The following is a 22,056-nucleotide window of genomic DNA, read 5'->3' on the forward strand; positions in this document are numbered from 1 at the left end:
TACCAGTGGCTAGAGGACTACAAAAACTTTCCGGCAGAGAAAAGGCAGCTGTTCTGTTGATTTCACTGGGGCCGGATGTTTCAGCACAAGTCTATAAGCATCTAAGTGAAGAAGAGATCGAACGCTTGACATTGGAAATCTCGAATGTAAGAAAAGTTGAATCCTCGATTAAAGAGGACATCATAGATGAATTCCATCAAATTGCGCTTGCACAGGAATATATCACTCAGGGTGGTATCGGATATGCAAAAACAGTACTCGAAAAAGCTTTAGGGGCAAGTGAAGCGTCAAACATCATCAACCGCTTGACATCAACTTTGCAAGTCAGACCCTTTGATTTTGCAAGGAAAGCGGATCCGGGGCAGATCTTGAATTTCATCCAGAATGAACACCCGCAGACGATTGCGCTGATCCTTTCTTATCTGGAATCGGCACAATCAGCCCAAATTTTATCGGAACTGCCTCAAGAAGTGCAGGCAGACGTTGCGAAGCGGATCGCTTTGATGGATCGCACATCCCCAGAAGTCATAACTGAGGTTGAGCAGATTCTTGAACAGAAGCTTTCCACGACGGTTACACAAGACTTTACTCAGGCCGGAGGAATCGAGGCTGTCGTGGAAGTCTTGAATGGGGTCGACAGAAGTACAGAACGAACGATCCTTGATGCTTTAGAGGTACAGGATCCTGAATTAGCGGAGGAAATCAAGAAGAGAATGTTTGTGTTTGAAGATATCGTAACGTTGGATAACCGATCGATTCAAAGAGTCATCCGTGAAATACCGAATGAGGATCTATTACTATCATTAAAAGCAGCAAGTGAAGAAGTCAAAGAGATCGTATATCAAAATATGTCCAAACGGATGGTGGATAATTTCAAGGAAGAGATGGAATATATGGGACCTGTTCGGCTTCGTGATGTAGAAGAAGCGCAATCCCGTATTGTTTCGATCATTCGCAGACTTGAAGAAGCTGGAGAAGTTGTGATCGCTCGTGGTGGAGGAGACGATATCATTGTCTAGAGTTATAAAGTTTTCACCTCTTTCCAATAAGACTGACGGTGAACCGATCGAAATCAAACGATTGAACACATTCAGTCCAGTAGAGTCTTTCCAGGACACCGAAGACATAACAGAATCGGTGGTATGCTGGAAATCAGAACAAAAAGCCCAGGCGATCATCGCAAGAGCTGAAGAGCAAGCAGCAGAGCTCTTGAAGCGTGCTGAAGCAGAAGCTGCCGCCAAAGAAAAAGAGTTGGGAGAAAAAGAAGCAACAATCGATAGACAAATAGAGGAGGCACGAGGTCAAGCCACTTCAGAAGGTTTTGAAGACGGATATCAAAAAGGGCTCGCTCAAGCAGAAGAAGATTATAAAACCAAGTTAAATGAAGCGAACAAGATCCTATTTGCGGCACAATCCGATTATCGGAATAAAATCATCGAATCCGAGCCTGAAATTCTACGATTGAGTGTAGAAATCGCGGGTAAGATCCTTGCTGATAAGCTTGAATCTGATGAAAACTGGACAGGATTTATCCAAGAATCTTTGAAACAGGTGAAAGGGGAAGAGGATATCAAACTGTTTGTATCTCCAAAGTATTATGAGTTGACATCGACTTTTACGAAAGAACTTACGGTGCAATTAAATGCTGAGATTGTAGTTTATCCTGAAGTGTCCATCAAAGACCACACCTGTCTGATTGAGACGAAATACGGCCGTATTGATGCTTCTGTCGACAGCCAGCTGGAAGAAATCAAGACAAAACTATTGGAATTCGTGGGTGAGGAACATGGACATTGAACCGATGTTGACTGCTGTTCAAAAGATCGATCCATTCAAACGCTTCGGTAAAGTGAATCGGGTCATCGGAATCATGATCGAATCTAAAGGCCCGAAAACATCGATCGGGGATGTGTGCTATATCCACACAGGCGATACGATCAACAAAACGATTCCAGCTGAAGTGGTCGGTTTCCGAGAAGAACATGTCCTTCTCATGCCTTTTACCTCGATCCAGGAAATTTCCCCTGGAAGTTTAGTAGAAGCGACAGGTAAACCACTCCAGATCAAATCAGGGAAAGCCTTGATCGGTAAAGTGTTGGATGGGCTGGGAAGACCGTTGGATGGCGAGGAACTGCCTCATGGCTTATCTTCTTGTTTGACGGATGCCACACCCCCTAATCCGATGAAAAGGCCCAGGATTACTGAAAATATTAGTTGCGGCGTAAAAGCCATAGATAGTTTCTTGACGGTTGGAAATGGCCAAAGAATTGGAATTTTTGCAGGAAGTGGGGTAGGAAAAAGTACTTTGATGGGGATGATTGCACGACAATCAAGTGCGGATATAAACATCATCGCCCTCATAGGTGAACGTGGCCGCGAAGTTCGAGAATTCGTAGAACACGAACTTGGTGAAGAAGGGCTGCGTAAAACGATTGTTGTCGCAGCGACTTCAGACCAACCGGCGCTGCTTAGAATAAAAGGTGCACTTACTGCGACAACATTGGCTGAATACTTCCGGGATCAAGGGAAGAACGTCATGTTGATGATGGATTCTGTCACGCGGGTTGCGATGGCACAACGCGAGGTAGGATTGGCAGTTGGTGAGCCTCCTGCAACCAAAGGGTATACACCTTCAGTTTTTGCTTTATTGCCTAAGCTTTTGGAAAGGTCAGGAACCTATGTGGATGGCAGTATCACCGCATTCTATACCGTGTTGGTCGATGGGGATGATATGAATGAACCAATTGCTGATGCTGTCAGAGGGATACTGGACGGGCATATTGTCTTGGATCGTGATCTTGCAAACAAGGGGCACTTCCCATCTATAAACGTTTTGAAGAGTGTAAGCAGGATCATGAACAATATAGTTGATCCTGAACATATAAAGGCAGCAGCAAAAGCCAGGGAATTCCTTGCTTCTTATGCAGAGTCGGAGGATCTGATTTCAATCGGTGCTTATAAAAAAGGGAGTTCGAAAAAAATAGATGATGCCATTCACTACTATCCTAAAATCATGGAGTTCCTTCGCCAAAAAACCAATGATGATGTAAATGCTTCCCAATCAATTGAAGAGCTTTTAAGACTTTTCCAGGAGGAGAGGTAGACGATGGGATATCAATTCAGGATGGAACAAGTCCTTGATTATAAGCAACAAGTAAAGGACAAGACCCAAAAGGAATACATAGAAAAACAAGAACGATTCGAGGAAATAGGCTACGAGTTATATGAAGTCCTAAAAAAGAAGGAATCACTCCAGTCTCAGCAGTCTCAGCGGATGATCGATGGGGATAAGATTGTTACTTTGCAACATTACAATCAGTACATCGATCAACTGGACTACCATGTACAATCGTTACAGCAAAGGTTGCAGCATGCCAGGGAGAATATGCAGATGGCGCACGACAGACTCATGTCTGAGACGATTGATGTGAAAAAATATGAAAAGTTGAAAGAAAGACAATTTAGTAGATATCAATACAAAAGTAAGATCGATGAAATGAAAGTAACAGATGAGCTTACTGTATTGAGACATACTTCAAACGAAATCGGGTGAGGCACTTTTGGAGAAGAAATCGAATAAGGTTTTATGGTTCCTGCTTGTGGTGGTAATCCCATTACTTTTCGCAGCTTCATTATCGGTCATCATTTTTTCTTTGATGGGTGTGAACTTGATCGAGAAAGGAAAGAACTACGCAGCAAATGTACCAGTAGTTTCGAATTGGGTTGAAATTGAAAAGGATGCAGGAGAGTCTAACGAGGAATTGCTCATATCAATGGAAAGTCAAATCAAAACGCTGCAGAAACAAATTGAAGATGCAGAAAAAGCAGTGCTGGAAAAAGACGATGAGATCAAAGAGCATCAATCTGATATTGCTCTTTTGAAAGATCAATTGCAAAAGAAAGAAGAAGACCAAACTCAAAAAAATGAATCGATGGCAAAAATATCAGATATTTATACAATGATGGCGCCTGGGAACGCTGCTAAAATCTTCGAAAGCATGGAACAGAGTGAAGCTGCGAGAATCATCGCAAGCCTTGATTCGGATACCCAAGCGAACGTGTTAGCTGAGATGAATCCTGAAAAGGCGGCGGAATTGACTAAGCTATTAACAAATTGATGTTCATCTATTGAAAGGAGGTGAAAAGATGACAGTCGTAGCAAACATGTTAATGAACACACAAATGTTCTCTGGTTCGAAAACAGCACAAACAAACACGAAAGTCGGAGAAGGAGCCTTCGGTAATGTTGTTGCTGAAGCGCTCGGATTGAATGCACAACAGGAAGAAATGACGAGTGAGCAATTGCTGAATCTGCTAGAAAAATTCCGTGATGAGTTGAATGATCTGAATGGAACAGATTTGAGCCTTGAAGAACTGATTGGGCAATTACAAACTGAGATATCCGATATACAACAAATCCCTCAGCCTTTGCTGAAGAACCTGATGAAGCCGATGCCTATTCTTGAGCCATCACAGTATGGAAATGACCAAAAGGTTATCAAAGATGTGAAACAAAGCGGGATGGACAAGCCCGTGTTTGAACTTCTGCAGCAGATCGATCCTCACCTTTTAAAAGGAAACATGAAAGCGGAAGGACGATTGCAAGAGTTCTTAAAGTTCTTGATGAAAAATGATGCTGTACACGCTTTACCTCAGCAACACAGTTTGAAACAGATGCTGATGGATCTGCAAGGGAAAGCGGCACAACAAAGCACTGGAAATACAACAGTGCCAACGAATGATCAGAAAATAACTACCAAGAATTTCAATCAGCCGATGTTTTTTCAAATGAAAAATCAGCCCGCAGCACCAACTGGGAATACAGGGAGTCAGGAGACCGGAATTCAACATCAGAAGTCTGAAGCAGTCACTACATCAGGGCTTTTTAGTGTAACAAGTCCGACGAGCATGAGTAAAGTTGAACAATTCATACTGCATGCACCGCAAGAGCATACACCATCTACCCAGTTCGGGAATGAACTTGCAAAGATATTGAATCGTGGTAGGATCATGACTCTTCCGAATGGCAGTACACAGCTCAGCATTAAACTCTTTCCTGAGAATCTTGGATCACTCGATATCCAGATCGTCCAAAGAAATGGAGAGATCGCAGCAAAAATCATCGCTTCAACTGTACAGGCGAAGGAATTGATTGAAACGAACCTGCATCAATTACGACATTCATTACAGGGGCAGAATATCAACATTGATAAGATTGAAATCAGCAGCCATACGACTGATTGGATGAGTGATGATCAAGAACACGAGAACCAACAATCTTCAAGTGGAGAACAGAAACAAGAACAAGAGCATAAAAACGAAGAAGAAAATCAAGATTCTTTCGAGCAACTATTGAAGGAAATAGGGATCGATGAGGAGGTGTAATATCGATGGAAGCTAAAATCGACCAAAGCTTAATGCTCCCGGATCGCGCTCAGTTGAGGCAGACAGGCAATACGAATCTCGGCAAAGATGATTTTCTGAAAATCCTGATCGCACAGTTAGCTAACCAGGATCCTTTAAATCCGATGGAGGATCGTGAATTCATCAGCCAAATGGCCTCATTCTCAAGCCTTGAACAGATGGTCAATATGAATGATACGTTACAGAACTGGGTGTCACATCAGAATAATGGTCAGCTCCTGCAATACAGTCAATTGATCGGCAAGGAAATCACCTGGATCGGTAAGTCCAAAGAAGATGGCCAACCGGTAGAAACGACTTTGACAGGTGAGGTTGCAAAGGTCCATTTCGATAAAGGCGAAACCAAAATCGAATTGACAGATGGAACGAAAGTATCACCAAGTCAGATCATCGCATTATCAGCGTAAGAAAAAAGAAAAGAGGTGATCAAATGCAACGAGTTTATCAACCACCGATCACTTCGTCGATACCACCAAGGAACAAAGTGATCAATAAGACGGTACAGACAAGGACCAATTTCCAACAACTTCTTCAAAGCCAGGTACAAGATTTGAAAGTATCCAAGCATGCGAATGCTAGATTAGCAGAGCGGAACATCAAGATCGAACAACCTACCTGGGAACGAATCAACGAGAAGATAACTGAAGCGAAACATAAAGGGATCAAGGATTCGCTCATATTGGTTGGAGATGCGGCACTTGTCGTCAATACGACGAATAATACCGTCATAACCGCGATGAATAGAGAAGAAGCTGCGGATCATATTTTTACAAATATTAATGGAGCGATTGTCTTGAATTAAGGAGAGTTAAATTATTCCGGTTACCATTACCGGCGAATTTCTTTGTTACGTTGTCACTCAGATCTTATGTAGGTCAAACTATAATCCGTTCTTCGTGAGTGCCGTGCCTCGAAATTCTTGGTTCTGATAATCCTCAAATTTAACTTTATCTTATTACTACTTAGAGCTGGACCGATAGGAAGCTCTGATGCTGCTGACTGACTGAGGCAGCACACCTAAAAATGAGAGGGGATTTTAAAAGATGTTACGTTCAATGTACTCCGGAATCAGTGGAATGAAAAACTTCCAATCCAAGTTAGATGTGTTGGGGAACAATATCGCAAACGTGAATACATACGGATTCAAAAAAGGGAGAACGACATTCAAGGATCTTGTGTCACAGCAAATTTCAGGAGCGAGTGCTCCGAATGCCAACCGAGGTGGAGTCAACCCGAAACAGGTAGGGCTTGGTTCACAGCTATCAACCATCGATACGATCCATACACAAGGAAGCTTGCAGACGACAGGGCGCCCTCTTGACCTTGCATTATCTGGAGATGGATTTTTCGTTGTTGGAGATGAGACTAACAGTTTCTATACCCGTGCAGGAAACTTTTATTTAGATCAAAAGGGGGACTTAGTCAACTCTGATGGATTGAAATTGTTAGACACAACTGGTCAGCCAATTAACATTCCTGTAGATGCAGAAAGCTTCAGTATCGGTAATGATGGGACGGTTAATTATATTGATGCTACTAGTGGTGAAGTAACTGAAGCTGGACAAATAGGAATAGCGAAATTCGCTAATAACGGAGGACTTGAAAAGGTGGGATCCAACCTTTACCAACAAACTACCAACTCTGGTGAAGTTGATGTAAATGCCCTAGGAACTCCAGGTGAAGATGGAGCTGGTGAAATCGTAGCCGGAGCCTTAGAAATGTCAAACGTGGATCTTTCTGAAGAGTTTACCGAAATGATCGTGGCACAGCGTGGTTTCCAGGCGAATACACGTATCATCACGACATCAGATGAAATCCTTCAAGAGCTCGTCAATTTAAAGAGATAAAGTGAGGTGAAAGGGGCTGGCACTGACTAGCCCCACTTAACATGATCCAACTCACCAAATTGAATGGACAAACCTTTACATTGAATGCCATTTATATCGAACAGGTACAAGCATTTCCCGATACGACGATCACCCTTACCAATGGCAGGAAATTTGTGGTGAAAGAAGGGATTTATGAAGTTCAGGAAGCAGTTAACAAGTTTTATAAGGAAATCTCGATACTAGGATTGCCCAAGCAAAAGGAGGATGATTGGGCGTGAAAAACAACCTCGTCAAAACCATGCTGGTCATGATTACAGCTATTTCCATCGTTGCTGTAGCGGGTGTAGTGCTTTATATGAATCTTTCCTCTAAAGATGAGGTCAAAGCTTCTAATGAACTAACAGCCAATGAATTGAAGGATCTTTCCGTCGATACGGAACAGATCATGACCAACCTCGAAGATACAGGGTTTGCGAAGATGGCATTCCGAATCCAAGTAGATAACTCGAAAGCCAAGAAAGAACTGGAGACTAGGATGTTCCAGGTGAAGAATTCGATCATCTATCAGCTTTCTGGAACGAAATCCGACGAACTACAGGGTCCTGAAGGTATTGCAAACCTGGAATCCAGCCTGCAAAAGACGATCAATGAGTTTCTTGATAGCGGTAAGGTTGTCCGAGTGTTCACTACTGAAAAAGTTGTCCAATAAAAAGCTGAGAATTACAACAGAAAAGAGGTGAGGCTCTTGGCAGATGTACTCTCCCAAAATGAAATTGACGCATTATTATCAGCGATATCCACTGGAGAAATGGATGCTGAGGAACTAAAAAAAGAAGAAGCAGAAAAGAAAGTGAAAGTGTATGACTTCAAAAGAGCACTAAGGTTCTCAAAAGATCAAGTAAGGAGCCTGAGCCGGATCCATGAAAATTATGCTCGTTTATTGACTACATACTTTTCTGCCCAGCTTCGTACATACGTCCAAATATCAGTAGCTTCGGTAGACCAGGTTCCATATGAAGAGTTCATTCGATCCGTCCCTAAAATGACCATCCTGAATCTGTTCGAGGCACCGCCTTTGGATGGACGCCTGCTGATCGAGGTCAACCCGAACATCGCCTATGCGATGCTCGACAGGGTCTTGGGTGGGCAAGGAAAAGGAATGAACAAGGTTGATAGTTTGACAGAAATTGAGACGAGGATCATGAACCAGCTCTTTGACCGTGCTTTGGATTGTTTCGGTGAAGCATGGGGGACGATCATAGATGTGGAACCCGAGATGCTGGACTTTGAAGTAAACCCTCAATTCCTTCAGATGGTATCACCGAATGAAACTGTTGTTGTCATTTCGTTGACGACTACAATCGGGGAAACAAGCGGAATGATCAATATTTGCCTGCCACATGTCGTTTTAGAACCCATCATTCCAAAGCTGTCTGTTCATCATTGGATGCAGAACAAGCAGCGTGAAAGACTGCCTGAAGAAGTCGAAAAGCTTGAGAGCAGGGTGAAGACAGCTATGCTGCCGCTCACCGCTGAGCTCGGCAGGTGCCAGATCTCTGTCCAGGAATTCCTTTCGTTATCGAACAATGATGTTTTAGAGTTAGATCAGAAAATTTCAGAGCCATTGACGATCAATGTACAAGGGAAAAATAAATTTATCGGACAACCCGGTAAGGTGAAAAATCAAATGGCGATCCAAATTATTGATGCTTACGAGAAAGGGGACTTAAATGATGAGTGATGGCATGCTTTCCCAAGAAGAAATCGACGCTTTATTGAATGGCGGAAATGAAAGTCCAAAAGAGGAAGCGAAGGAAGAACTGTTAACAAACATTGAGAGAGATGCGATCGGAGAGGTCGGGAACATCTCGTTCGGAAGTGCAGCGACTGCATTGTCCACACTTCTGAATCAGAAGGTCGAAATTACGACACCGAATGTTTCCATTGTGGAACGAAACAAGCTTTCTGATGAATTTCCGAAGCCTCATGTAGCTGTGTTGGTAAGCTATACTGAAGGTTTCGATGGATCGAATTTGCTAGTGATCAAGACTTCAGACGCGCAGATCATTGCAGATCTCATGCTTGGTGGTGACGGTACGAATCCTCATGGTGAGTTGGGAGAACTTCACTTGAGTGCAGTTCAAGAAGCGATGAATCAGATGATGGGATCAGCTTCCACATCGATGTCGACAGTGTTCAATAAGCGAGTCGATATTTCTCCTCCAACCATCGATTTGATGGATGTGAATGCAGATGAAGGGACGGACAATATTCCGAAAGATGATGTTCTTGTGAAAGTCTCATTCAAATTAAAAGTCGGGGATTTGATCGATTCGAATATCATGCAGCTTGTACCGCTACATTTCGGAAAAGAGCTTGTAGATCAGCTAATGAATCCAGACAGCGGTAATGATGCCCTGAGGGAAGAACCTGCTTATGAAGAACCTGAGCAATCAGCACCATCAGCATCTATGGTACCAGAAAACCATCAAACTTCAGGGTTAACACATCAACAGCGTGAAAGAGAGCAAATTGAACCGTCTTATACGAATCAGCGTACCGCAAATGTCCATCCAGCGGCTTTTACAGATTTCGCTCCTAATGAATCTGTTTCGGTGGACCAACGAAACCTTAACATGTTATTGGATATTCCGTTACAGGTCACTGTGGAACTTGGCCGGACGAAACGAGCCGTCAAAGATATTTTGGAATTATCACATGGTTCGATCATCGAATTGGACAAGCTGGCTGGGGAGCCGGTCGATATCCTGGTCAATCAGAAATTGATCGCAAAAGGGGAAGTTGTTGTCATTGATGAGAACTTCGGTGTAAGAGTAACAGAGATAATCAGCCAGAGAGATCGATTAGAAAAATTACAATAACACTATTTTCAGGGGGAACGAAACATGGCAAACCGTATTTTAATTGTAGATGATGCAGCATTCATGCGAATGATGATCAAAGATATCCTTACAAAGAATGGATTCGATGTAGTAGGTGAAGCAAGTGATGGAGCACAAGCGGTTGAATTGTATAAAGAACATACACCTGATCTGGTGACGATGGATATTACGATGCCGGAAATGGATGGAATCACAGCATTGAAAGAGATCCGTGCTGTGAATTCTGACGCGAAGGTAATCATGTGTTCTGCAATGGGACAACAAGCGATGGTCATTGATGCAATCCAAGCTGGGGCGAAAGACTTCATCGTAAAGCCGTTTCAAGCGGAGCGAGTCATTGAAGCGATCAAGAAAACACTTGAAGCATAAGAAGGTGTCACTTGTGAATTGGAAAACAAACATATCGGTCCTTCTGATAGGATTCCTTTTATTCGGTGGACCGTCGTACATCTCTGCCAATACCGACAATTCACCTGAAGGATGCGAAGGGAAATCTGTTTCTGAGTGTTATAAAGAGAGTGGGAAAGATGTTCCGGAAGAGAAAGAAAATACAGTGAGTACCTCCGAACCAGTATCAGGACCATCCACATTCGTGACAATGATGAAAGTACTCTTTGCGCTGGCATTGGTAGTGGGGCTTATGGTACTTGTTTTGAAGCTGTTGCATAAACGCACACAGGTGATCCAACAAGGAAAAGGAATCCAGACACTTGGTGGAGCGATGCTTGGAAATCAACGTTCCGTGCAGTTGGTGAAAGTGGGAAATCGGATACTTGTCGTGGGTGTCGGGGATAACGTCGAATTGATCAAAGAGATTGAAGACGAAAAAGAAATCGAAACATTGATGGCCACCAATGAGACACAAATGACTGGGTCAGAAAAAATGAATGGCTTAGCCGGATGGATCAGTTCGTTATGGAACAACCGAGATACCTCTGACAAAACGAAGTTTCAAGGGATTTTGAAGAAACAGCTGAATGATACGAAACAAAACCGTAATGCGTTGATGGAGTCTTTAAAGAAGAAGGGGCATGACCATGATTGAACTACCAGGTATCAGTAATGAACTGTTCAACAATGATCCAGAAAATGTCGCTACTACAGTTCGGCTGTTAGTCCTGATGACTGTCCTTTCCCTTGCCCCGGCATTTCTCGTATTGATGACTTCGTTTACGAGGATTATCATCGTGCTTTCCTTTGTCCGGAATGGTCTTGCTACACAACAAATGCCTCCTAACCAGGTTCTGATAGGACTCGCTTTATTCCTGACATTTTTCATTATGGGACCAATCCTATCCGATGTGAACGAACAAGCGATCACACCGTTCATGGAAGGTGAAATATCTCAAGATGAAGCGATGGATCGAGCAAGTATTCCAATGAAAGAATTCATGGCAAAACACACGCGACAAAAAGATCTGGCATTATTCATGAATTATACAGGAGAGGAACGACCTGAAAGTGTTGCGGATATCCCTCTGACGACTTTGGTACCGGCCTTCGCCATAAGTGAGTTGAAGACGGCATTCCAGATGGGATTCATGATCTTCGTACCGTTTCTAGTCATTGATATGGTCGTCGCGAGTGTGCTGATGGCAATGGGGATGATGATGCTCCCTCCTGTGATGATTTCATTACCGTTTAAGATATTGTTGTTCGTCCTTGTCGATGGTTGGTATTTGATCGTCCAATCACTGCTGGAGAGTTATTAAGAGATGAGAAGGTGTTCGTTCTATGGACTCACAATTCGTTATTTCCCTTGCTGAAAAAGGGGTGTACACTACATTGATCATCAGTGGTCCGCTTCTGATATTGGCACTTGCGGTCGGACTGTTCGTCAGTATCTTTCAGGCTACTACGCAAATTCAAGAGCAGACTTTGGCTTTCATTCCGAAAATTGTAGCTGTGCTTGTTTCACTTATTTTCTTCGGACCCTGGATGTTGACCCAAATGGTGACTTTCACACATGAACTATACAGCAATATCAATAATTACATAGGTTTGTAGAGTATGGTGGAGTTTGTAAATAGCATGCCTGCTTTCTTATTGGTTCTCGTGAGGGTTACTGCATTTATGGCAACAGTACCGATATTCTCTTATCGCAACATTCCTGTAATACATAAGATTGGATTCTCCGTCGTGTTTTCATTTTTCATCTTTACGACATTACAGGCGCCTATGGTTGCTTTGAATGGTGAGTTCATCCTTCTGGTGATGAAGGAATTGATGATTGGATTGAGCATCGGTTTCGTCGCTTCGATCCTCTTGTATGGGTTACAAGTAGCAGGAGGCTTCATCGATTTACAAATGGGATTTGCGATTGCGAATGTTTTCGATCCGCAAACAGGTATCCAGACACCTCTCATCGGGAGGTTCCTATATATATTCGCAATATTGTTCTTGCTAACGATTGATGCCCATCATATGTTCCTGAATGGAATCTATCAAAGTTATCAATTTGCACCAATCGACCGATGGGCTTTCATATTCGGAGATGGGAATGTTGCTAGATTAGTAGCGGATACTGTGCTCAAGATGTTCTATATTGCTTTTCAGATGGCGATTCCTGTGGTTGGATGTCTGTTTCTCGTCGACCTGGCTCTTGGGATCATTTCACGGACAGTACCACAAGTGAATGTATTCATTGTTGGACTGCCATTGAAAATCTTCGTCAGTTTCGTTGTTTTATTGCTTGTCATTCCAGTCATTTTCCAGATGGTCAACTCGTTGAATATCGAAATGCTTGAGGCTATGAGGAAAATGATGAGACTGTTAGGTGGTCAATAATGCCATATTTATCGCTTGATCTTCAATATTTTTCACAAGAGAAAACCGAAAAAGCAACACCAAAAAAGCGGCAGGATAGCCGTAAAAAAGGACAGGTTGCGAAATCGAGCGATGTTAACACCGCAATTATTTTATTAATCGTATTTTTATTCCTATGGCTGATTGCACCTTTCATGTTGGATAGGTTATTGGCAATTTACCAGAAGAGTTTCAGAGAGTTCATCCACTTTGATGCGACAAATGAAAATATCCAGCAAGTGATGTCTGCGATGGCAATTGAAGCAGCTAAAATCGTCGCGCCGATTCTATTGATTGCGATGATTGCGGGTGTAGCCGCAAACTACATGCAAGTTGGCGTCCTCTTTTCGACAGAGCCATTGAAAGCGAAACTGGAGCGGATCAACCCATTGAAGGGATTCAAAAGAATCTACTCGCTCAGGGCGATTGTGGAACTGTTGAAATCGATTTTAAAAATATCACTTGTCGGTTTTGTCACCTTTGCCGTCTTATGGTTACAGAAGGATGAAATCTTAATGTTGTCACACGGCACGGTCGAACATGCTCTACTCGTGATCGGGAGGTTGACGATCCAAATGGGACTGGCGGCATCCGTTCTCCTCATATTTCTGGCCGTATTGGATTACTTTTATCAAAAGTACGATTTCGAAAAGAGCATCAAGATGAGTAAACAAGACCTTAAGGATGAACATAAGAAGTCAGAAGGGGATCCGCTGATCAAATCCAAGATCAAAGAAAAACAACGACAAATGGCGATGCAGAGAATGATGCAGGAAGTCCCTAAAGCAGATGTAGTCATCACCAATCCCACACATTACGCCATCGCATTGAAATACGATGAAAGCGAACACGATGCGCCAGTCGTAATTGCAAAAGGTGTAGATTTTGTAGCATTGAAAATTAGGGAAGTCGCAAAACATAACGAAATTGAAATCGTCGAAAACCGCCCACTCGCCAGAAGCCTTTACGACCAGACGGAAATCGGCGATCTCGTCCCAGAAGCCCTGTTCAAAGCTGTGGCTGAGGTGTTGGCTTATGTGTACCGTTTGAAAAAGCTCATTTGATAGGAAAGTTTAAAATAACCGAATGATAAACTACGAATTTCCGTGTTACTTGGTTTTAGCGGTCCTCACGTATTTTCAAATACGATCCGGTCCTTAAAACCTACGTGCCTTGAACTTCTTGTTTCTAATTCGTCAATTTTAAACTGAGTTTGATTAAAGATGGAAAGTTTAAAATAACCGAATGATAAACTGCGAATTTCCGTGTTACTTGGTTTTAGCGGTCCTCACGTATTTTCAAATACGATCCGGTCCTTAAAACCTACGTGCCTTGAACTTCTTGTTTCTAATTCGTCAATTTTAAACTGAGTGATTAAAGATGGAAAGTTTAAAATAACCGAATGATAAACTGCGAATTTCCGCGTTACTTGGTTTTAGCGGTCCAAGGATTCGAGCATATGTACCTGTGTCTACAAGTGTATCTGTGAAGTCAGCTTCCTCGGTACAACTCATAGATTTTATGCAAGAATTGCTCGTCGCTCCTGCCTTCATGTATTACATAATTTTGTTGATTTCCAGTGAAATTCACGACACTCCTGCGGGAACAGCGAGCCAGGCAAGACCCCGCAGTTTTTAAAGGATCTTCGACTAAAATCCACCACGTCCTGTGCAAGTGAGGAGGCTTGCGGAAGTGGGTTGATACAGGGAAGTGATGTCTAGCTCAGCGACCAGTCACTTGGATCACTTCAAATTTCCTGCGGCGGCAACAGCCTCCTCGTCAGTTTTCCAGTGACCTGCGTGCCTGACCGAGTCGCTTCCGCTTTTCTTACGCCCGCGGAAAGGGAGTGAATTTCGCAGAAATCAACATTGTACAATAACAAAGCTAAGAATCGAATCTTGCGGATCGCCCAGAAACGGAGTGAATTTCGCAAAAATCAACATTTATCAATAACCGAAGCAACAGTTAACAAACCAGAAGGAGAGTTCAGCGATGAAGCCAAGAGATCTGGCAGTCTTACTAAGTGTAATATTGATCATCACGATGTTAATCATCCCGCTACCGACTTGGATGCTCGACTTCTTGATCATTACAAATATATCACTAGGACTTCTCATTATCCTGATAGCGATGAATACGAAAGAACCTCTACAATTTTCCATCTTTCCATCGCTTTTATTACTAGTTACATTATTCCGTTTAGGCTTGAATGTATCGACGACTCGTTCAATCTTAAGCCAGGCGAAAGCCGGGAACGTCATTGATACATTCGGTTCCTTCGTAGTGGCAGGTAATGTTCTTGTCGGTTTCGTCGTGTTTGTGATTTTGATCATCATACAATTTGTCGTCATCACTAAAGGTTCAGAGAGGGTTTCTGAGGTTGCAGCACGTTTCACTTTAGATGCCATGCCCGGTAAACAGATGAGTATCGATGCCGATTTGAATGCTGGCTTGATATCTGAAAGGGAAGCGCGTGAAAGAAGACAAAAAATCGAGCAAGAGGCAGATTTTTATGGTGCGATGGATGGGGCAAGTAAATTCGTAAAAGGCGATGCGATTGCTGGAATCATCATCGTCATCATCAATATGATTTTCGGTATCATCATTGGCATGGTTCAACAAGGGATGCCGCTTGCTGAAGCCTCCGAAACGTATACTCTATTAACAGTAGGAGATGGACTAGTGAGCCAGATCCCTGCATTGATCATTTCGACTGCCACAGGGATCATCGTCACAAGAGCTGCATCAGATGGGAACCTAGGGCAAGACATCACAAAGCAATTGCTTGCCTATCCAGCCATGTTATATGTGGCTGGAGCAACGATTGCACTGTTGGGGTTCTTCACACCTATCCAGAATATCTTCACTTTACCCATTGCCCTTTTACTTGCATATGGCGGTTATCATCTAAGCCGTATAGAGCAACAACGTCAGGTTTCTGAAGAAGAAGTGGAAGAAGAAGTCCAAACAGAAGAATTGAAGAGTCCAGAGAGTGTCGTAAATCTTTTGCAGGTCGACCCTATTGAGTTCGAGTTTGGATACAGCCTGATCCCGCTTGCAGATACAAGTCAAGGTGGCGATTTATTGGATCGTATCGTCATGATCCGGAGACAGCTCGCTTTGGAATTAGGTGTTGTCGTACCTGTTGTGAGGATTCGGGACAACATCCAACTGCAGCCGAATGAGTACCGGATTAAGGTCAAAGGAAACGAGATTGCTAAAGGAGAGCTCCTGCTTGATCACTTTTTGGCAATGTCTCCAGGCGTTGATGATGAAGAGATTGAGGGTGTTGAGACCGTAGAACCCGCTTTTGGACTCCCTGCCCTATGGATTTCAGAAGATTTGAAGGAGCGTGCAGAGCTTTCGGGGTACACAGTCGTGGATCCGCCTTCGGTTGTTTCGACGCATCTTACAGAAATCATCAAGAAACATTCACATGAGTTATTAGGCAGACAGGAAGTCAAACAACTTGTCGAGCATTTGAAAGAATCCCATGCAGCACTGGTGGAAGATGTGACACCGGATCCATTGACGATTGGCGATATCCAAAAAGTACTTATCAAGCTGTTGAAAGAAAATATATCGATTCGGAACTTACCGATCATTTTTGAAACATTAGCCGATTACGGGCAGATGACGAAGGATACGGATCTTCTCACTGAATATGTGCGTCAGTCTTTATCAAGACAGATTTCCAAGCAATATAGTAACGAGCAATCCTTATTGAAAGTCATCACCTTATCCGGAGGCGTCGAGAAACGGATTGCTGAATCCATTCAACAGACGGAACATGGAAATTATCTAGCAATGGATCCGAACGAGTCACAGACCATTTTTGATTCGATAATGAATGAAATCAAGAAAGTCAGTGAAGTAAGTCCGATAACTGTGCTTTTATGCTCACCAGCTGTAAGAATGTACGTCCGTCAATTAATCGAGCGTTATTTACCGGATGTCGTCGTCCTTTCGTACAACGAACTAGAACCTAATCTGGAAGTACAGAGCATTGGGGTGGTGAATGTATCATGAAAATAAAAAAATATATCGCACCAACAATGCCAGAAGCGATGAAAAAGATCAGGAATGATCTCGGCAAGGATGCAGTCATCCTCAATTCCAAAGAAATCCGTACCGGAGGGTTTCTCGGTTTTTTCACAAAACCATCCCTTGAAGTGGTAGCGGCTTTGGATCCTGATCCCATGCCAAGTGAACATAAGGATGAATACTATAGTCCGCAGTACAATATGGAAAAGTTGACAAATACTACAACGAAATCAGAGGAAACTGCACACAAATCCGAAACATTGAACAACAAACCATCCGTGAAAATTGTGGAGGCTAGGTCATCATCTGATGCAATCCAATTCCCTGAAAAAATCACAAAAATCATCAATGACCTTGAAGAGCAGGGAGTAAACAATGAGGTGAGGACAAGCCTCTCGAAAGGATTATTAAAGAGATGGTATCGAGAAGAATCTGAAATGAAAGCAGACGAGTCGATCAACAAGTGGATGAAGGAAGAGATATGCGGATTATTATCAAACGGCGATTTCGGGGGCTTCGAATATGATAAGAAGTTCCTCAATCTGATCGGGCCGACTGGTGTCGGTAAAACAACTACCGTTGCAAAGATCGCAGCGGATGCAATCCTGAATAAAAAGAAGAAGGTAGCGATGATCACCACTGATACTTACCGGATCGCTGCAATCGATCAGTTGAAAACCTATGCTGAAATACTAAACGTACCGTTAGAGGTTGCCTATAATCGAGAGGATTTCCAACGTGCCCAGGATAAATTCCAGAATTACGACGTCATATTCGTAGATTCGGCTGGACGTAATTACAAAAAGGCACAATATGTCGCTGACCTGGAAGAGGTCTATCAATTCAATAATGATATGGAGAATTATCTGGTACTCTCTCTTACCTCCAAATACAGTGATATGAAGCGGATTGTAGCCCAGTTCAATAATGTTCCGATCGATAAATTTATTTTTACAAAAAAGGATGAAACAGAGACGTTCGGTGATGTATTGAATCTACTTGATGAGACGGGACATGGTGTGGCATATATGACCACAGGGCAAAACGTTCCTGATGATATCATTGAAGCAACACCGGAAAGTATAGCAGACCTTCTGTTAGGAGATGGTCAACGTGCATGATCAGGCAGAAATCCTTCGTCAAAGATTCCAATCAGGTTCGACATCTGCAAGGGTTTGTGCAGTGGTCAGTGGAAAAGGAGGAGTGGGAAAATCAAACCTTACCATCAACCTTGCACTTTCCCTGGTCAAGACAGGTTCAAAGGTTCTGGTCCTGGATCTTGATATCGGGATGGCGAATTTGGATATCTTAATGGGGGTACATTCCCGATACAATATCGTAGATCTAGTAGAACAGCAGCTGCCGATCCTGGACTTGATAGAAACGGGCCCGGACCAAGTCGATTACCTTGCAGGCGGAAGTGGGTTGAATCAATTATTTGAATTGACGAGTGAACAATTTAATCACTTTTGTCAACAAATGAAAGTGATTCAAGAACGGTATGATCACATCTTTCTGGATATGGCAGCAGGGGCCTCTAGAGACAGTTTGCAATTCATCACTGCAGCAGATGAGGTGCTGCTGGTCACAACTCCTGAACCGACGGCGATAACAGATGCCTACGCCATGTTGAAGCATATCCATCAACAAGAATCCTCTGTCACAATTTCTATCATCGTGAACCGTGTTGAAAATAAGGGTGAAGGGGAGGATGTGGGCATGAGGATCCAAAAAGCAGCTCGACAGTTTCTCCAGAAAGACATCAAACGGCTTGGAATGCTGCCAGAAGATCGGACGGTCTTTAAAGCTGTCAAAGAACAAAAACCATTTCGAATATATGCCCCATATTCCAATGTTGCAAAATCAGTTCAAAAGTTAGCTGATATCTATCAGGGTGGCTCTGACGATTCCCGCAAAAACGAAGGGTTCATCCAAAGATTCACACGCTACTTTTCAAAAAAGCAGGGGACCATATGAGCAGTATAAGGGTGCTGGTTGTTGACGACTCTGCATTCATGCGGAAAGTCATTTCAGATCTATTATCAAGCGATTCTACAATCGTAGTCGCTGGAACAGCTCGTAATGGAGAAGACGCATTAAGGAAAATCCCGCAACTTTCACCTGACGTCATCACACTTGATGTGGACATGCCAGTCATGGATGGTTTGACTACCTTGAAGAAAATCATGAGACAATACACGATTCCTGTCATCATGTTTAGCAGTGTTACAAAAGTAGGTGCTGCCCAGACAATCGAATCAATTCAGGCAGGAGCTGTTGATTTTATCTCAAAACCTTCAGGGGCGATTTCTTTGGACATCCACAAGGTGAAAGCAGAGCTATTGAACAAAGTGAAGGTTGCAAGTGTTGCTAAGGTTACAAAGATCACTGAGCGTGAAAAAGCACCGATATCACCTTTTCCGAAAGAACCATTGGATAAGGGTTTGACGAAAAAGAAGAAACTTATCGCAATCGGTACTTCTACAGGAGGTCCAAAGGCGTTGGTCGAAGTTATCTCCAACCTTCCGGACTCGATTGATGCTCCAGTCCTGATCGTCCAGCATATGCCCGTCGGATTCACGAAATCTTTGGCAGAACGGTTGAATAAGCAGTCGGCACTAGTTGTAAAAGAAGCAGAATCAGGTGAAATATTGAGAAACAACACGGTCTATATAGCCCCCGGGGGATACCACCTAAGAGCGATACATAAGCAAAATGGAATCATCATCGAACTGGACAATCAAACTCCACCGATCAGAGGACATCGTCCTTCTATCGATGAAATGTTCACCAGTCTATCTACGGTTCATAACTACCAGAAGATTGCTGTGATCATGACCGGGATGGGGACGGATGGTACAGAGGGGCTGTTAGCTTTAAAGGAGGAAGGAGACACAATTGCAATTGCAGAATCCGAAGAGTCCTGTGTTGTCTATGGGATGCCTCGCTCGGCGATTGCAACTCAAAAAGTGGATGAAGTCGTTCATGTCACCGAGATATCAGAACGAATCGTGCGCTATTTATAGTAGGGGGTTGTATACATGGATATGAATCAATATTTAGATGTGTTTGTCGATGAAAGCAGGGAACATCTACAAGCGATGAATGAACATATGCTCAAGCTTGAGAATGATCCAACAGATGTTGCGATTGTAAATGATATTTTCCGTTCCGCTCATACCCTTAAAGGGATGTCAGCTACAATGGGGTTTGAAGATTTGGCAAGCCTCACTCATCAAATGGAAAATGTCCTGGATGCCATCCGGCAAAGCAAGGTACTAGTAACAGATGAGGTTGTGGATGCCCTTTTTGAATCAGTGGATCATTTAGAAGCAATGGTTGAATCCATCATCGCTGGCGGAGATGGGAAGCACGATGTTGACGAAATCGTGAGAAAGCTTAATGTGATTGAAACAGGGGAAAAGTCAGCCACTGTATCCAATGAGCAAGGGCAGTCGGCCTCGGGTGATGGACTTGACGAATTCCAACGTTCGATTTTGGCACAATCTTTTGAACAAGGCCTACATCCTTACACCGTCAAAGTAACTTTGGAGAAAACCTGTATTCTTAAGGCTGCACGGGTTTATATGGTCTTCGATGTCCTTGAACAACTGTCTGAAGTGATTCATTCAGACCCCTCAGTCAGCGAACTAGAAGAAGAGAAATTTGATTATGCATTTTCAGTCACATTGGTTTCTGAGAAAAATGCAGAAGAGATCAGAGAAAAGATAAGCAAAGTATCCGAAGTTGAAGAGGTCCACGTACAAAACTATGAAATAGAGTCATCTTCATCAGAAGCAGCAGAGCCAGCAGCTGCAATCGAACTGGAAAAAACGGAATTGAAGAAAGCAGTCACGGAAGGTAAACCTGAAACGCCTTCCAAAAATGCTCAGAGCAATAAAACGATGCGTGTCAATATCAACCGATTGGACCATTTGATGAACTTATTTGAAGAACTTGTCATTGATCGCGGCCGCTTGGAAGCGTTAGCGAAACAATTGAACAACAGCGACTTGACTGACACGGTCGAACACATGACAAGATTATCAAGTGATCTGCAGGATGCACTTCTGACGATGAGGATGGTGCCGATCGATCAAGTGTTCAACCGGTTCCCTCGAATGATCCGGAGTTTAGCGAAGGATCTTGGGAAGAAAATCAATTTGGATATCAGCGGCGGAGAAACCGAGCTGGACCGAACTGTAATCGATGAAATTGGTGACCCTCTCGTCCATTTGTTACGAAATTCTGTCGACCACGGCATCGAGCTGCCTGAGAAACGAACCAAAGCTGGTAAACCTGAAGAAGGAACGATTTCACTAGTGTCCTATCATAGTGGAAATCATATCTTCATTGAAATTGAGGATGACGGTGGGGGTATCAATCGGGAAAAGGTACTGGAAAAAGCGATCGAAAACGACATCATCAATCCAGCCCATGCAGAAACGATGAAAGATCATGAGGTCTATCAGTTATTGTTCGCCTCTGGCTTCAGTACTGCCGATACTGTTTCAGATATATCTGGTAGAGGTGTCGGATTGGATGTTGTGAAAAGCAAAATTGAATCCCTCGGTGGTCAGATCATGGTTACATCTGAGCCTGGTCAAGGTACGAAATTCGCCATTGAACTGCCTTTGACACTATCGATTTTATCAGCAATGTTGATAACGATCGGATCTGAAACATATGCAATCCCATTATCAAATATTGTTGAAAGTATCGTAATTCCGAAGAAAGAAGTTATGAAAGCGCATAACCAGTTGGTTGTTGATTTCAGAGGAAAAGTGGTTCCACTTTTGTCACTCAGGGATGTTTTAGAGGTAGAAGGTATTCCAGAAGAAAAAAACACCTATTCCGTCGTAGTTGTCCGTAAAGGAGATCAGATGGCTGCCTTGATCGTCGACCGATTCATAGGTCAGCAAGAAATCGTCCTGAAACCTTTAGGGAAGTATCTTTCAAATATTTTTGCGATCTCAGGTGCAACGATACTTGGGGATGGAAAAGTTTCTTTAATACTAGATTGTAATGATTTGATCAAATAAGAGAGGAAG

Annotated in this window: 24 protein-coding genes; all 24 read left to right on the top strand. The window is 43.0% G+C overall.

Annotation, left to right across the window (positions count from 1 at the left end; all coding sequences use genetic code 11):
* Positions 1–5: 5 nt before the first annotated feature.
* The 24 genes from fliG (at position 6) to KOL94_RS04160 (ending at position 22,047) form a co-directional block, all read left to right on the top strand.
* Positions 6–1,019, top strand: coding sequence for a flagellar motor switch protein FliG (gene fliG, locus KOL94_RS04045; protein ID WP_221564291.1), 1,014 nt, complete (start codon positions 6–8; stop codon positions 1,017–1,019).
* Entirely contained in the window at positions 1,012–1,797 is a 786-nt protein-coding gene (fliH, locus tag KOL94_RS04050; RefSeq protein ID WP_221564294.1) for a flagellar assembly protein FliH, read from the top strand. The genes fliG and fliH overlap by 8 nt, the downstream gene beginning before the upstream one ends.
* Positions 1,787–3,103, top strand: a complete 1,317-nt coding sequence (gene fliI / locus KOL94_RS04055; RefSeq protein ID WP_221564296.1) for a flagellar protein export ATPase FliI — start codon at positions 1,787–1,789, stop codon at positions 3,101–3,103. The genes fliH and fliI overlap by 11 nt, the downstream gene beginning before the upstream one ends.
* Positions 3,104–3,106: 3 nt before the next feature.
* Positions 3,107–3,553, top strand: a complete 447-nt coding sequence (gene fliJ, locus KOL94_RS04060) for a flagellar export protein FliJ (protein ID WP_221564299.1) — start codon at positions 3,107–3,109, stop codon at positions 3,551–3,553.
* Between the two features lie 7 nt (positions 3,554–3,560).
* A complete protein-coding gene (locus KOL94_RS04065; protein WP_221564301.1) occupies positions 3,561–4,118 on the top strand; it encodes a MotE family protein in 558 nt (185 codons plus the stop codon).
* A gap of 28 nt (positions 4,119–4,146) precedes the next feature.
* A complete protein-coding gene (locus tag KOL94_RS04070) occupies positions 4,147–5,385 on the top strand; it encodes a flagellar hook-length control protein FliK (protein ID WP_221564304.1) in 1,239 nt (412 codons plus the stop codon).
* Positions 5,386–5,390: 5 nt separating this feature from the next.
* Positions 5,391–5,831, top strand: a complete 441-nt coding sequence (flgD, locus tag KOL94_RS04075) for a flagellar hook assembly protein FlgD (RefSeq protein ID WP_221564306.1) — start codon at positions 5,391–5,393, stop codon at positions 5,829–5,831.
* Between the two features lie 23 nt (positions 5,832–5,854).
* Positions 5,855–6,226 carry a TIGR02530 family flagellar biosynthesis protein gene (locus KOL94_RS04080; protein ID WP_221564308.1) on the top strand — a complete coding sequence of 124 codons (372 nt, stop codon included), beginning with the start codon at positions 5,855–5,857 and terminating at the stop codon, positions 6,224–6,226.
* 241 nt (positions 6,227–6,467) lie between these two features.
* Entirely contained in the window at positions 6,468–7,271 is an 804-nt protein-coding gene (gene flgG / locus KOL94_RS04085) for a flagellar basal body rod protein FlgG (protein ID WP_221564310.1), read from the top strand.
* 41 nt (positions 7,272–7,312) lie between these two features.
* Positions 7,313–7,531 (top strand): flagellar FlbD family protein, encoded by a 219-nt coding sequence (locus KOL94_RS04090; protein WP_221564313.1) that lies wholly within the window; start codon positions 7,313–7,315, stop codon positions 7,529–7,531.
* Positions 7,528–7,962, top strand: a complete 435-nt coding sequence (locus KOL94_RS25580) for a flagellar basal body-associated FliL family protein (protein WP_221564317.1) — start codon at positions 7,528–7,530, stop codon at positions 7,960–7,962. The genes KOL94_RS04090 and KOL94_RS25580 overlap by 4 nt, the downstream gene beginning before the upstream one ends.
* Before the next feature lie 36 nt (positions 7,963–7,998).
* Positions 7,999–8,994 carry a flagellar motor switch protein FliM gene (fliM, locus tag KOL94_RS04100; RefSeq protein WP_221564319.1) on the top strand — a complete coding sequence of 332 codons (996 nt, stop codon included), beginning with the start codon at positions 7,999–8,001 and terminating at the stop codon, positions 8,992–8,994.
* Positions 8,984–10,135 carry a flagellar motor switch phosphatase FliY gene (gene fliY / locus KOL94_RS04105; protein WP_221564322.1) on the top strand — a complete coding sequence of 384 codons (1,152 nt, stop codon included), beginning with the start codon at positions 8,984–8,986 and terminating at the stop codon, positions 10,133–10,135. The genes fliM and fliY overlap by 11 nt, the downstream gene beginning before the upstream one ends.
* A 24-nt stretch (positions 10,136–10,159) precedes the next feature.
* Positions 10,160–10,525 carry a response regulator gene (locus KOL94_RS04110; protein ID WP_221564325.1) on the top strand — a complete coding sequence of 122 codons (366 nt, stop codon included), beginning with the start codon at positions 10,160–10,162 and terminating at the stop codon, positions 10,523–10,525.
* A gap of 13 nt (positions 10,526–10,538) precedes the next feature.
* Positions 10,539–11,201: a flagellar biosynthetic protein FliO gene (locus tag KOL94_RS25585; protein ID WP_221564328.1), complete on the top strand. Its 663-nt coding sequence runs from the start codon at positions 10,539–10,541 to the stop codon at positions 11,199–11,201.
* A complete protein-coding gene (gene fliP / locus KOL94_RS04120) occupies positions 11,194–11,868 on the top strand; it encodes a flagellar type III secretion system pore protein FliP (RefSeq protein WP_221564331.1) in 675 nt (224 codons plus the stop codon). The genes KOL94_RS25585 and fliP overlap by 8 nt, the downstream gene beginning before the upstream one ends.
* A 22-nt stretch (positions 11,869–11,890) precedes the next feature.
* Complete coding sequence (fliQ, locus tag KOL94_RS04125; RefSeq protein WP_221564333.1) at positions 11,891–12,163, top strand: flagellar biosynthesis protein FliQ; 273 nt, start codon at positions 11,891–11,893, stop codon at positions 12,161–12,163.
* 3 nt (positions 12,164–12,166) lie between these two features.
* Positions 12,167–12,943 (top strand): flagellar biosynthetic protein FliR, encoded by a 777-nt coding sequence (gene fliR / locus KOL94_RS04130; protein ID WP_221564336.1) that lies wholly within the window; start codon positions 12,167–12,169, stop codon positions 12,941–12,943.
* Positions 12,943–14,025: a flagellar biosynthesis protein FlhB gene (gene flhB, locus KOL94_RS04135; RefSeq protein ID WP_221564339.1), complete on the top strand. Its 1,083-nt coding sequence runs from the start codon at positions 12,943–12,945 to the stop codon at positions 14,023–14,025. Before fliR ends, flhB begins: the two co-directional genes overlap by 1 nt.
* Before the next feature lie 928 nt (positions 14,026–14,953).
* Positions 14,954–16,990 carry a flagellar biosynthesis protein FlhA gene (gene flhA / locus KOL94_RS04140; RefSeq protein WP_221564342.1) on the top strand — a complete coding sequence of 679 codons (2,037 nt, stop codon included), beginning with the start codon at positions 14,954–14,956 and terminating at the stop codon, positions 16,988–16,990.
* Positions 16,987–18,126, top strand: a complete 1,140-nt coding sequence (gene flhF, locus KOL94_RS04145; RefSeq protein ID WP_221564344.1) for a flagellar biosynthesis GTPase FlhF — start codon at positions 16,987–16,989, stop codon at positions 18,124–18,126. Before flhA ends, flhF begins: the two co-directional genes overlap by 4 nt.
* On the top strand, positions 18,119–18,982 hold the full coding sequence (locus KOL94_RS04150; protein ID WP_221564347.1) for a MinD/ParA family protein: 864 nt from the start codon (positions 18,119–18,121) through the stop codon (positions 18,980–18,982). Before flhF ends, KOL94_RS04150 begins: the two co-directional genes overlap by 8 nt.
* The gene (locus KOL94_RS04155) at positions 18,979–20,031 is read left to right on the top strand and encodes a protein-glutamate methylesterase/protein-glutamine glutaminase (RefSeq protein ID WP_221564350.1); all 1,053 of its coding nucleotides are present in this window, start codon (positions 18,979–18,981) and stop codon (positions 20,029–20,031) included. The genes KOL94_RS04150 and KOL94_RS04155 overlap by 4 nt, the downstream gene beginning before the upstream one ends.
* Positions 20,032–20,046: 15 nt before the next feature.
* A complete protein-coding gene (locus KOL94_RS04160) occupies positions 20,047–22,047 on the top strand; it encodes a chemotaxis protein CheA (protein WP_221564352.1) in 2,001 nt (666 codons plus the stop codon).
* Positions 22,048–22,056: the final 9 nt, after the last annotated feature.

The organism is Alkalihalobacillus sp. TS-13, from assembly GCF_019720915.1.
Lineage (GTDB): Bacteria > Bacillota > Bacilli > Bacillales > Fictibacillaceae > Pseudalkalibacillus.

What these genes read in the sequence shown, in the direction of transcription:
- fliI (WP_221564296.1), top strand. Translation starts at nt 1,787, where the DNA reads ATGGACATTGAACCGATGTTGACTGCTGTTCAAAAGATCGATCCATTC.
- fliJ (WP_221564299.1), top strand. Translation starts at nt 3,107, where the DNA reads ATGGGATATCAATTCAGGATGGAACAAGTCCTTGATTATAAGCAACAA.
- KOL94_RS04070 (WP_221564304.1), top strand. Translation starts at nt 4,147, where the DNA reads ATGACAGTCGTAGCAAACATGTTAATGAACACACAAATGTTCTCTGGT.
- flgD (WP_221564306.1), top strand. Translation starts at nt 5,391, where the DNA reads ATGGAAGCTAAAATCGACCAAAGCTTAATGCTCCCGGATCGCGCTCAG.
- KOL94_RS04080 (WP_221564308.1), top strand. Translation starts at nt 5,855, where the DNA reads ATGCAACGAGTTTATCAACCACCGATCACTTCGTCGATACCACCAAGG.
- flgG (WP_221564310.1), top strand. Translation starts at nt 6,468, where the DNA reads ATGTTACGTTCAATGTACTCCGGAATCAGTGGAATGAAAAACTTCCAA.
- KOL94_RS04090 (WP_221564313.1), top strand. Translation starts at nt 7,313, where the DNA reads ATGATCCAACTCACCAAATTGAATGGACAAACCTTTACATTGAATGCC.
- fliY (WP_221564322.1), top strand. Translation starts at nt 8,984, where the DNA reads ATGATGAGTGATGGCATGCTTTCCCAAGAAGAAATCGACGCTTTATTG.
- KOL94_RS04110 (WP_221564325.1), top strand. Translation starts at nt 10,160, where the DNA reads ATGGCAAACCGTATTTTAATTGTAGATGATGCAGCATTCATGCGAATG.
- fliP (WP_221564331.1), top strand. Translation starts at nt 11,194, where the DNA reads ATGATTGAACTACCAGGTATCAGTAATGAACTGTTCAACAATGATCCA.
- fliQ (WP_221564333.1), top strand. Translation starts at nt 11,891, where the DNA reads ATGGACTCACAATTCGTTATTTCCCTTGCTGAAAAAGGGGTGTACACT.
- fliR (WP_221564336.1), top strand. Translation starts at nt 12,167, where the DNA reads ATGGTGGAGTTTGTAAATAGCATGCCTGCTTTCTTATTGGTTCTCGTG.
- flhB (WP_221564339.1), top strand. Translation starts at nt 12,943, where the DNA reads ATGCCATATTTATCGCTTGATCTTCAATATTTTTCACAAGAGAAAACC.
- flhA (WP_221564342.1), top strand. Translation starts at nt 14,954, where the DNA reads ATGAAGCCAAGAGATCTGGCAGTCTTACTAAGTGTAATATTGATCATC.
- flhF (WP_221564344.1), top strand. Translation starts at nt 16,987, where the DNA reads ATGAAAATAAAAAAATATATCGCACCAACAATGCCAGAAGCGATGAAA.
- KOL94_RS04155 (WP_221564350.1), top strand. Translation starts at nt 18,979, where the DNA reads ATGAGCAGTATAAGGGTGCTGGTTGTTGACGACTCTGCATTCATGCGG.
- KOL94_RS04160 (WP_221564352.1), top strand. Translation starts at nt 20,047, where the DNA reads ATGGATATGAATCAATATTTAGATGTGTTTGTCGATGAAAGCAGGGAA.